9 protein-coding genes and 1 pseudogene are annotated in these 10,150 nt (G+C 56.4%); 5 read left to right on the top strand and 5 right to left on the bottom strand.

Annotated features, from left to right (window positions below; genetic code table 11):
* Nucleotides 1–158 precede the first annotated feature (158 nt).
* The 4 genes from AC07VR_RS29545 to AC07VR_RS29560 all read right to left on the bottom strand — a co-directional run bounded on the left by AC07VR_RS29545 (nt 159) and on the right by AC07VR_RS29560 (nt 2,713).
* Complete coding sequence (locus AC07VR_RS29545; RefSeq protein WP_495013376.1) at nt 159–821, bottom strand: DUF4145 domain-containing protein; 663 nt, start codon at nt 819–821, stop codon at nt 159–161.
* Between the two features lie 864 nt (nt 822–1,685).
* Nucleotides 1,686–2,090 (bottom strand): hypothetical protein, encoded by a 405-nt coding sequence (locus tag AC07VR_RS29550; protein WP_495013377.1) that lies wholly within the window; start codon nt 2,088–2,090, stop codon nt 1,686–1,688.
* 64 nt (nt 2,091–2,154) lie between these two features.
* A complete protein-coding gene (locus tag AC07VR_RS29555; protein ID WP_026067396.1) occupies nt 2,155–2,391 on the bottom strand; it encodes a helix-turn-helix domain-containing protein in 237 nt (78 codons plus the stop codon).
* Between the two features lie 118 nt (nt 2,392–2,509).
* A complete protein-coding gene (locus tag AC07VR_RS29560) occupies nt 2,510–2,713 on the bottom strand; it encodes a helix-turn-helix domain-containing protein (protein ID WP_305483389.1) in 204 nt (67 codons plus the stop codon).
* Nucleotides 2,714–2,897: 184 nt separating this feature from the next.
* Here AC07VR_RS29560 and AC07VR_RS29565 point away from each other — a divergent pair, with 184 nt between their 5' ends.
* Complete coding sequence (locus AC07VR_RS29565) at nt 2,898–3,389, top strand: hypothetical protein (RefSeq protein ID WP_495013378.1); 492 nt, start codon at nt 2,898–2,900, stop codon at nt 3,387–3,389.
* On the opposite strand, the gene AC07VR_RS29570 is transcribed toward AC07VR_RS29565, so the two are convergent.
* Nucleotides 3,382–4,593: a site-specific integrase gene (locus AC07VR_RS29570; protein WP_495013379.1), complete on the bottom strand. Its 1,212-nt coding sequence runs from the start codon at nt 4,591–4,593 to the stop codon at nt 3,382–3,384. The genes AC07VR_RS29565 and AC07VR_RS29570 overlap by 8 nt on opposite strands.
* Nucleotides 4,594–5,172: 579 nt before the next feature.
* Here AC07VR_RS29570 and AC07VR_RS29575 point away from each other — a divergent pair.
* The 4 genes and pseudogenes from AC07VR_RS29575 to AC07VR_RS29590 form a co-directional block, all read left to right on the top strand.
* Nucleotides 5,173–5,568 (top strand): annotated as a pseudogene (locus AC07VR_RS29575) (hypothetical protein); the annotation flags it as partial.
* A gap of 816 nt (nt 5,569–6,384) precedes the next feature.
* Nucleotides 6,385–7,230 carry a DUF6502 family protein gene (locus AC07VR_RS29580; RefSeq protein ID WP_494992130.1) on the top strand — a complete coding sequence of 282 codons (846 nt, stop codon included), beginning with the start codon at nt 6,385–6,387 and terminating at the stop codon, nt 7,228–7,230.
* On the top strand, nt 7,227–8,744 hold the full coding sequence (locus AC07VR_RS29585; RefSeq protein ID WP_495013380.1) for a DUF5666 domain-containing protein: 1,518 nt from the start codon (nt 7,227–7,229) through the stop codon (nt 8,742–8,744). The genes AC07VR_RS29580 and AC07VR_RS29585 overlap by 4 nt, the downstream gene beginning before the upstream one ends.
* Nucleotides 8,745–8,920: 176 nt before the next feature.
* Entirely contained in the window at nt 8,921–9,670 is a 750-nt protein-coding gene (locus AC07VR_RS29590) for a hypothetical protein (RefSeq protein WP_494992132.1), read from the top strand.
* The last annotated feature ends 480 nt before the right edge of the window (nt 9,671–10,150 follow it).

The raw sequence follows: 10,150 nt of genomic DNA on the forward strand, positions 1-10,150 counted from the left end.
TCAGCTCTCCTCAGACATCCGCGAAGCACGCTGCTAGAGCCCCACAGGGCAAGTACCTGGCTAGCTAATCGGTAATAGTCAGGTGTGCGGGATTCTGCTTGTATCTCATCCAAGCACCCGGTGTGCTCAGTTTTGAGCACATCTCTAAGATGTGTTGATCACTGAAGGGTCGCCGCGAGAAAGCGCTCAACGTCGTTGATCATTCCTTTTACGTCTCCCGAGCTGAATTCGTCCGTCTTGCCGTGTGCGGCGCTATTGCGGACGGCCGCCATCGCGGTGATGCGTTTCTGCTGGAGTAAATTGTATGCACCGGCTTTCGCCAGCTCGGCATTCATCCTGTCGAGACTCCCGTGCTGGATACCCTTATCTGTGCAGATGTTGCGAACAGTTGTTTCCAGTACCACACCAGCAATCACCGCGGCTGCGGACGCATATCCGGCGGATAGTAGTTCGCTCGCCTGTTCAAGCTCACTCCCGAATACCTCTGCCTGAACTAGATTGCGGACAGTGTTGAGGTAGCCACCTTCAAAGTCCTCTTTTGCCGCCAGAAAAATTGCTTTAAGTCGGTTCAGACGATCTACATACGATTCGTACATCCCTTGTACATCTGCATCCGCATACATCTTGAGGTGAGTCGAGTCAGCGCCGCAGACACGCTCCATCAACGATTTAGCTTTGACATTCCAGTTGAGGATCAAGTCGGGTGATAGGTAAAGCTCTGAGGTCCCATCGTAATCATCTCGCTTGAGGGTGGCGTTACTCAGCAGTATCTCTAATTGCTCCTCGAGCTCGGTGAAGCGCTTGCCAATCAGTGCCGTCATTTGGTTTTTCTTCCGTGAGAGACGGCCGATATTGGCCTGCGCGCATCGGTACGACAAGGCTTAGATCGTCAGGCGTTCATTCAGGTTTCAACGCTTCTTGTGCTCACCGGCGCACAACGCGTGCTCCTGGCCGAGCTAATAGTCGCGGAGCAACGTCACGCGAGTCGCTGGTGGACGCACTTGAATGAGATGCGGTGGCGCAAAGAGTTGCCAGAATGGGCGAATACTATGGGAGCGGGCAGCCACCCTGAGTACGACCTGTAGTGTGAGAGCAGGAAGGCATTGAATCAGGCGCTTTTCGGTTCAGACGACCCTGGTGCTGATCGGCCTCGGCTAGAGGTTGAAATCTAATCAGGGATACAACGAGAGTTTCATCGTCATCAAGGCACTACCCCACAACAGGGTGGTGCCTTGTTTCGGTTTGAAACACGGCTCGACTTCTAGGGTGGCGGATCGGCGACTATCGGCCTTGGCCCTTTTCAACCTGGTAGATCAGATCCTTCCTCACTTCCTCCGCGCATGGACGACACATACCGATCAGCGTCCAAGGGAGGAAGTCGACAACAAGAAAGGTGAAGCCTCCAACGCGTCTACATTTCCCTGAATAACCATGAGTGCATCGCGCCTGCTGGTACGTCTTAGATCCCATCTATAAGCCCTGGTGGTGGTAATTTATAAAGGGTGGGATTTTTTCCGTTTTCATACCCATCTGGAGGCCCCGGTTTCATTGAAAGGTACTGGGAAAAAATCCCAGTACTGCACCATTTCAGAAAAACAACCGGACGCAACCGGACAATGAAGGCGCGTTAACTGGGAAAAATTCCCAGTACTAGGCGGAAAAATTCCCACCGAAAAACTCGAAAATCAGATGAACTTGAAGCGCGGTGGACCAGGGGATAATTCGAGCTCCTTTCCCAGGCAATCGTCTATTGCTGCCCAGGTGAGCGCGTAAAGCGCACAACGTGCCATTCCCTGTTCCCGCCCTCCCTTGCGGCTCTCTCGGGTTCGGACAATCAAGCCAGCATCGATAAGCTCGGAAAGGGCGGAAGCAAGCGTCTTGGCGTCCATAGACTTTCCCTTGGCCATCATCGAGGCCGTGCAAGACAGATCGCCGTTATTGCGGCCGTTGTAATTCCTGGCCAGCTTGATCAGCACGGTTACTGCCTTGGGCGACAGATTGTCGAAGGCGTCGCTGATCAGCAGTCGATAAGGTAGGGCCAGCGCTCGACCGCCCCCAAAGTCGACCTTGTAGGATTTCTTTCTGGCCATTCAGCGGCTCACAGGCAGGTGCGAGCGCTCGCCCCAAAAATGGGGAGAGCGCTGCATATCTGGTTTACGACGCTTCGCGCATCAAAATGTACTTGGCCACCCGATGCGGCGGGCGGCCCGGCTCAGTGGACTGATGCGTCCAGTAGGTGCGGATTTCGTGCCCCTTTTTTCTAAGGCGGCGGATGGTGTTTGGAGGCTGGACGATGTCCAAATCCTTTGCCGCTTCGATGGTCGACACTGGGCCGTTTCGCAGCGCCTCCATCATCTTACGGTCTTGCTCAGTTGAAGAATGGCGTGTCATAGTTTGCCCCTCACGTTGGTGCTATCCAGTGTGTTTTCGCTAAGGCGGTGTTCGAGCACCGCCTTGGCAATTCTCCGCGCAGTCCTGCGCAATACTTCCCCTTTATTCTTTTCGTGCTTCACCGTGCGCCGGCCTTAGCTGCACGCTCGATAAACACCTTTAGTTCGGATGCCAGTGCCAGGCGCCGACGACCAATTTTGAAAGTCTTGATTTCGCCTTGGGCGATGAGCTCATAAGTAGCAGAGCGCGAAATGCCCAAAATGCGGGCAGATTCTTCGACGCTCACTGACAGCGGAGCCATTTGTTGTGGCGTTTGTTCCATGGTCGTCTCCCTAAATTCCGGCACCGAAGAGGATGCCAGGTGTTGCTAGGTTATAACGCATAAATCTATCAGTGCAAGCAAATGCTATACAGTCTTGTATTTGCATGGATTGACAGTGATTTGCGCGTCGAGCAAGCTGCACCTATCAGGTCGGCTGAGCCGACTACAGAATAGATGGAATGCTATGGCCACTAAGACGAGCAAGCGCACCGGCGAGACGAGCACAACAGTTAGTGTTGGGATCAGAATTGATCCGAAGATAAAGTTCGCTTTGGACATAATGGGGAGACTGCAAAAGCGCTCCTTGACAGCCGTAATTGAGTGGGCAATTGCGCAGGCGATAGCCCAGCAAACAGTCGACGTTGATGGCGGTAGTCTGTCCACTGTTCTCGATAAAATCTGGTCTACTGACGAGTCTTCAAGGCTAGTGCAGTTGGCCATTCATATGCCTGAAGCCTTGACGTACGATGAGCTCAGGATTTGGGAAACCATCAAGGCAACTGAGTTTTTTTGGGAGAAACACAGTAACGGATCGTCAACAGAATCTCAGCTGGTTGCATCGCATGTACGCGCTTTCTGGCAAGACATACTTAATCACGTTGAGAGGAACAAAGCATCGCCGACTATATTGCCTATGATCGATAGCGATTTAATGCTTGATTCTCCTCCTAGATGAGCTCCACCGCTGCCGCCTTGGTACCCGGCGCTAAGTGGGCATACCTAAGCGTCATTTTAATATCGGCGTGCCCTAGCAGATCCCGTACCGTATTGAGCGGTACGCCCGCCATAACAAGGCGTGTCGCGAAGTCGTGACGCATATCGTGCCAGCGGAAGCCTTCAATCTTGGCTCGCTCAAGTAGGTTAAGCCACGCGCTCTTCACATCTTCCAGACGGCCGCCGGCCTGGCTCGGAAAAACGTACCGAGACTTCGCAGCCTGCTTTTTCCAATCTTCCAGCACGCCGAACGTTTCCTTGTTCATTGGGATATGCCGCGTATCGCTCGTTTTGGTGGTGGCGCCATTGGCGGTGATCGTCTTCGTATGGAAGTTCACAGCTGACCATTTCAGGTCGAACAGTTCGCCACGCCTCATGCCGGTATTCAGCGACACAAGCACCATGGGCTTCAGGTGGTCAGTGAAGGGCAGTTGCAGCAAACTTTGCATCGGCTCTTTGCCGCGGTCTGCTCGCCACTTGTTTGCATTTTCGCGTTCGGCCCTCGCTTCGTCTTGGCGCGCGTCCAGAGCTTCGCGCAGGCGCTTGGTCTCGTCGGCATCCAGATAGCGGACCAACCCCATGGAGTCGACCTTGAGGGCTTTGAGCTTGTTCATCGGATGGGCGCTGATGTACTCCCATTCAACGGCTCTACTGAATAGGCCGCTGATCGAGCCCATTTTGCGGTTTACCGTCGATGGCTTGTTGCCTGACTGCATCCATCCTGTGCGGATCTGGTCCAGGTCGCGGCCGGTGATCGCGTCGAGACGCTGAGACATGATCGCCTCGAAGTTGTTGTCGAGCGTGTGCAGGGTTTTCTCATGCCCTTTGTGGTGCGTCTTGAACCAGGGCATATAGGTGTCGTCGATGAACTGGCGCAAAGAGGGCAGGGCGGCACCTTTCCGCCCTTGGGCGACGGCCAGTGGCTCCCCGTGGGCGTGCGCATCTGCCAGGTACTGGGCGGCCTCGGTGCGCGCTTGATCGAGAGTCACAACCCCAACGCGGCCAAGGGTGGCATTCTTGTTGCGACCCCAGGTGACCATGTACGATTTATGCCCGCTCGGCAACACGCGGATGAATAGGCCGGGCTGTACAGTGTCATGCACGCGGTAGGCTTTAGGCTCCGAGTGTAGGCCGTTGATGAGCTTTTGAGTGATCTTCGTTTTCAAGCAATCCAGCTCCGTGACAGCACCGTGGCAGCAAAAAGAACTATACGGGGCTGTTTTTACGGACGCAACCGGACGATAAGCCCAGTAATTGCTGGTCTGTCTCAAGCTTGGTGGCTTCTAAATTGACCCTCCTAAGGGGAAGGTTGGCAGTTCGAACCTGCCCTGGGACACCAATAAAATCAGTTACTTAGCGTAATCCTTCGCTGATTATGCCGACCCGATCTCATATCCAGTCCCCCACTTCTCCAAGCGCTCAAGCTTTTGGCTATCAGCTTTCAGCGGATTGGACTGGCTCAGGCTGAGCAGAAACTTAACGTCGTGTCCGGGATTAGTTGAACACTACACCCCGCCGTCACTCCATTTTTGACGTCCTCCTCCGCCCGACCGCCAGTCGGCTTTTCCGTGCGCGGGTTGACGCTCGGCCAAAGCGAACTAGCTTTATTCATATGGGAATTTTTCCCACGCCAATGATTAAGGAGAAAAATGTAAGGGTGAGGGGCTGCTTCCAGGTATGCGGCTCTCGGATGGCATTGGCTCTGCTCGCGGTAAATCACCAGGAGAGACAAGATGATGGCTCATATGCGTTTCAAGAAGGCTTTATTGGCGTTGGCAATTGGTGGAGTCCTGTCGGCTTCCATCGTTCTGGTACCTGATGCTATTTCACATAGCTCAAGTGCATATGCCAAAGACAGTGGTGGAAGCGGTGGCGGTGGAGGTCACGGCGATGGCGGCGGTGGCGGTGGAGGTCACGGCGATGGCGGCGGTGGCGGAGGTGGCAATGGCGGCGGAGGTGGTCATAGTGGCAGTGGCGGCGGTGGTGGCAGCGGTGGTGGTAATGGCGGCGGAGGTGGTAATGGTAGTGGTGGAAATGGCGGTGGCCACGGTGAGGGTAATGGCGGTACTGGTCATTCCGGTGGATTGGGCGGGAATGGAGTGGGCAACGGGCTAAGCGGCGATCATGCTGAAAAGGCTGAAAAGGCTGAGAAGGCTGAGAAGGCTGAGAAGGCTGAAAAGGCTGAGAAGGCTGAAAAGGCTGAGAAGGCTGAGAAGGCTGAAAAGGCTGAAAAGGCTGAAGAAAAGGCTGAGAAGGCTGCAGAACAGGCAGCAGAAAAGGCTGAGAAGGCAGCAGAACAGGCTGCAGAAAAGGCTGAGAAGGCAGCAGAACAGGCAGCAGAAAAGGCTGAGAAGGCTAAAAAGGCTGAAGAGCAAGCTGCAGAACAGGCTGAAGAAAAGGCTGAGAAGGCTAAAAAGGCTGAAGAACAGGCTGTAGAACAGGCTGAAGAAAAGGCTGAGAAGGCAGCAGAACAGGCAGCAGAAAAGGCTGAGAAGGCTAAAAAGGCTGAAGAACAGGCTGCAGAACAGGCTGAAGAAAAGGCTGAGAAGGCTAAAAAGGCTGAAGAACAGGCTGCAGAGCAGGCTGAAGAAAAGGCTGAGAAGGCTAAAAAGGCTGAAGAACAGGCTATAGAGCAGGCTGAAGAAAAGGCTGAAAAAGCCGTTCAGGGATAGAGGCCTCAAAGGCAACCATTTCGGAAGTACACGCAATCACGTCGGCGGCGAACCCGACGCTGATAACAGCGGAGACTGACGGAATTTAATGGCATCAAACAAAGGTCCGGGGACTGGTTTTGTATGAGGCGTTTGCGCGCAGCAGGTCAGTCCCCGTCAACCAAGCGTCATAGATGAGTACAGTGGTTGGGCCTGAAAATTGGCAGGGGGTAACGCGGCACAAGCCGCTCATGGGATTTTTTCCCGCACCGCTATACTGCGTTTATCTGTCTAGGAATGCACTGAATGCAACCGCCTACCCTGCCTGCTTCGCTGCTAAAAGCCCTTCGGCAAGTCATGCGGCCTCTGGTACGCCTGATGCTCCGCAAAGGAGTCACCTATTCGGTGTTCGCCGACCTGCTCAAGGAGGTCTTCGTCGATGTGGCGGATCGTGAATTCCGCCTTGACGATAAAGCCCCGAGCGACAGCCGCATCAACCTGCTCACCGGGGTTCATCGCAAGGATGTGCGGCGCTTGCGCAAGACAAGCGACACGACTTTTACCGCTCTTCCCGAAAACATCACCCTCGGTGCGCAATTGGTCAACACCTGGACCAACAGCATGCCCTTCTGTAATCACTCCGGCCAGCCATTGCCCCTGCCGCGACTAGCCAGTGTCGGCGGCGACTGCTCCTTCGACGCTTTGGTAGCGAAAATCAGCACGGACATCCGTGCGCGGGTGGTGCTGGACGAATGGCTGCGCCTGGGCGTCGTCCGTCTTGACGAGCAAGATCGCGTCCACCTCGAAGTCCAGGCCTTCGTGCCGCAGAAGGGCTTCGATGAGAAAGCAGCGTACTTGGGTCACAACCTGCACGATCACGCCTGCGCTGCGGTGCACAACCTGAGCGGGGAAGGTCCGGCCTTTTTTGAGCGTAGCGTTCATTACGACGCGCTGGTCCCGGCCAGCGTCGACGAGTTGCGCGAGGCCGTCGCCAACGAGGGTATGCAGGCCCTGTTAGGTTTTAACCGGCTCGCCACTGAACTCGAAAGCCGTGACCTGCCCAGTCCCGAACCGCGCCAGCGCATTACCATCGGTCTTTACTTCTACACGGAGCCTACCGAACCCATTTCGCCGAAGGCCCCCCAACCATGACTGCCAACCTACGCCTCTTTCGTGCCATCACCATCGCCCTGGGCCTTGGACTTCCCGCTCTGGTGCAGGCCGCGCCGGCCTGCGTCAACCAGGATGGCGTGGGTATTGTCAGCGCGCCGATCACGCAGCTTCCGGGTGGCATTGGTGGCACTGGCGCGAAGCCTGGCGGCGTGGGTGGCACCGGTAACCAAACCGAAAATGGTGGGATCGGCGGCACTGGCGCGCCGATCATGCAACGTCCGGGAGGCATCGGCGGCACCGGTGCGTTGGCTGGCGGCGTGGGTGGCACCGGCATTCGCACCGAAAATGGTGGGATCGGCGGCACCGGCGCGCCGATCACGCAGCGTCCGGGAGGTACTGGCGGCACCGGTATCGTCGGCACGATCACCGGGTTCGCCTCGATCTGCATCAATGGCTTGGAAGTGCACTTTGCCAAAGACGTGCCGGTCAGCGAGAACGGCATCGCCGCCAACAGCGCCCAACTGGAGGTGGGCCAAGTGGTCGCAGTGTCGGCGGTCACCTCTCCGCGAGGCCTGGAGGCAGAGGGCATCTCGATCTTGCACATTTATGAAGGACCTTTGACGGCCCTCCCGAGCGCTTCGGCGCCACTGCAGGTCATGGGGCAACCGGTGCGCCTCGCCAGCGGCGCGCGGGTCGCTGAAGGTCTGCGTCCGGGCGAGCCGGTACGGGTCAGCGGGCTGCGCAATGCCCGTGGCGAGGTGGTGGCCAGCCGCATCGACCGGGCGCCCGGCCTCAGGGACGCCAGTGCCATCGGCTCGATTGATCGCACCGGCAGTCTCCAGGGGCTGAAGCTGAGCAATCACCCGGCGCCGGCAGAAGAAGTGCTGGTGCGCGGCCACTGGTCCGGTCGCGAGCTGAACGTCGCCCAGAGTCGCCCCGACCCGAGCCTCGCCTTCGTCGGCCAGGTACACCAGGCGGTGATCGAAGGTCTGGTGCAGGGGCGGCAGGACCGGCACTTGGTTGTTGGCGGCTTCAACGTGACGCTGGAGCGCGACACAGTGTTTGTCGGTGGGCAACCCTCCGAACTGGCACTGGATCGACGCGTGCGGGTGAGCGGTGTGTTCAGCGGTGCGCGCGAGGTACGGGCAACGCGTATCGAGTTCCCTCACGAGCGCTCCGATACGCCAGCCAGGAACCAATCCGGGCGAGTCAGAGCCACTGACGGCGACACCGATCATAGAGCGGACGACTCGGGCGACAACAAGAGCGGCCGCACTGAGAGCGATAACGGCTTGCGCAGCGAAACCTTCCACGGGGACGACGACCGCCGCGAGGGCACCGAGAAGCTGGAACAACCAGACAAAGTTGAGAAGGTCGAGAGAGTCGAACGACCAGAAAAGGTCGAGAAGGTCGAACGACCAGAAAAAGTCGAGAAAGTCGAACGACCAGAAAAAGTCGAGAAGGTCGAGAGGGTCGAGAAAGTCGAGAAAGTCGAGAAGGTCGAGAGGGTCGAGAAAGTCGAGAAGGTCGAGCGTCCTGAAAAGAAGAATTAAACAGTGCGTCATGATGCACTATCGTCATAGGTAACTAGGCTGGATAAGTCCCATCGCGCTTGCGCCATGCCACCGCAAAGATGACACGCGCTATCCGTACGTGCCTTTTGGTGGCCGCGCTTTGCAGAAACAAAAAATGCTTTGTGAGCTTCGATGACTGGATACACGAGGTGAACATGAAATCCAAGCGCACCCTGCTCGCCAGCCTGCTCGCCAGCTTAACCTTGCCGGCCTTGGCCAATACATTCAGCACTTCGATCGGCGTCGACTACTCACGAGGTGACTATGGCACCGGTACCACATCCGAAATCTGGTACGTCCCGCTCGTCGGCAAGTACGAAACCGGACCCATGACGTACAAACTCACCGTTCCCTGGCTACGCATTACTAACCCCTCGGTCGGCCCTGATGGCGAACCGTTGCCGGGCGGATGCGGCAAAATGGAAAGCGGTCTCGGAGACACCATCGCCAGCGCCGACTATGCCGTGCTCGACGGTAGTCAGGGCAGCGTGCTGTTGAATCTGGTTGGCAAGGTCAAGCTCCCCACTGCCGACGAGGACAAGTGCCTGGGCACCGGAAAAACCGACTACTCCGCCCAGGTCGACGTCGCCAAGGCCTTTGGCCCGGTGACCGGGTTCGCCACCCTGGGCTGGAAGAAGTTCGGCGATCCGTCCGGCACCAACTTCAACAACCCGATATTTGCCAGCCTTGGCTTCGCCATACCAGTGGCCGCGCTCACCACTGTGGGCGCCTCCTACGACTGGCGGCAGAAAGTCGTCTCGAGTGGCGACCAACTCAAGGAGCTCACCCTCTTCGTCACTCAGAAGCTCAACCAGCACTGGAAGATCCAGTTGTATGCGGTAAAGGGCTTTTCCGACGCTAGCCCGGATGCGGAAGGTGGGCTGCTGCTCAACCACACTTTCTGATTGTAGTAACCTGGACTCCTTTGGCGTTGGTGGCATCCATCACGTTTTTCCCGGTCGGCAGTGCTTTTCAAAAGCTGGCTTTATATTCTTATCCAGAGGCTGAACATGGAGTGTTTGCGGTCCCGCGTTGGGTTGCCAGTGTGCGGCCGTTGCAAAGGGACGGCTGCAAGGGAGGGGTGTCCGCTATGGCGCCTAAGCACACATATATAGAGAGAAGGGTGTGCGACTTAGGCCGAGATTTTTTGTGGTACAGCATTCATCGCCTGCTGACAAGAGATGATGGAGGCTGGCTAAGCATTTGAAGTCTAAAGAGAAAATTTGAAAAATTTTGAAATAATTGCTTGACGGGGTAATTGGTATCTGTAGAATGCGCACCTCGGTTGAGACGAAAGATCTTAACCAGCCGCTCTTTAACAACTGAATCAAGCAATTCGTGTGGGTGCTTGTGGAGTCAGACTGATAGTCAACAAGATTATCAGC

The sequence above is a fragment of the Pseudomonas sp. GW821-FHT02H09 genome, assembly GCF_059421425.1.

Coding starts and splice junctions, on each gene's coding strand:
- AC07VR_RS29545 (WP_495013376.1), bottom strand. CDS start 821: ATGACGGCACTGATTGGCAAGCGCTTCACCGAGCTCGAGGAGCAATTA.
- AC07VR_RS29550 (WP_495013377.1), bottom strand. CDS start 2,090: ATGGCCAGAAAGAAATCCTACAAGGTCGACTTTGGGGGCGGTCGAGCG.
- AC07VR_RS29555 (WP_026067396.1), bottom strand. CDS start 2,391: ATGACACGCCATTCTTCAACTGAGCAAGACCGTAAGATGATGGAGGCG.
- AC07VR_RS29560 (WP_305483389.1), bottom strand. CDS start 2,713: ATGGAACAAACGCCACAACAAATGGCTCCGCTGTCAGTGAGCGTCGAA.
- AC07VR_RS29565 (WP_495013378.1), top strand. CDS start 2,898: ATGGCCACTAAGACGAGCAAGCGCACCGGCGAGACGAGCACAACAGTT.
- AC07VR_RS29580 (WP_494992130.1), top strand. CDS start 6,385: ATGCAACCGCCTACCCTGCCTGCTTCGCTGCTAAAAGCCCTTCGGCAA.
- AC07VR_RS29585 (WP_495013380.1), top strand. CDS start 7,227: ATGACTGCCAACCTACGCCTCTTTCGTGCCATCACCATCGCCCTGGGC.
- AC07VR_RS29590 (WP_494992132.1), top strand. CDS start 8,921: ATGAAATCCAAGCGCACCCTGCTCGCCAGCCTGCTCGCCAGCTTAACC.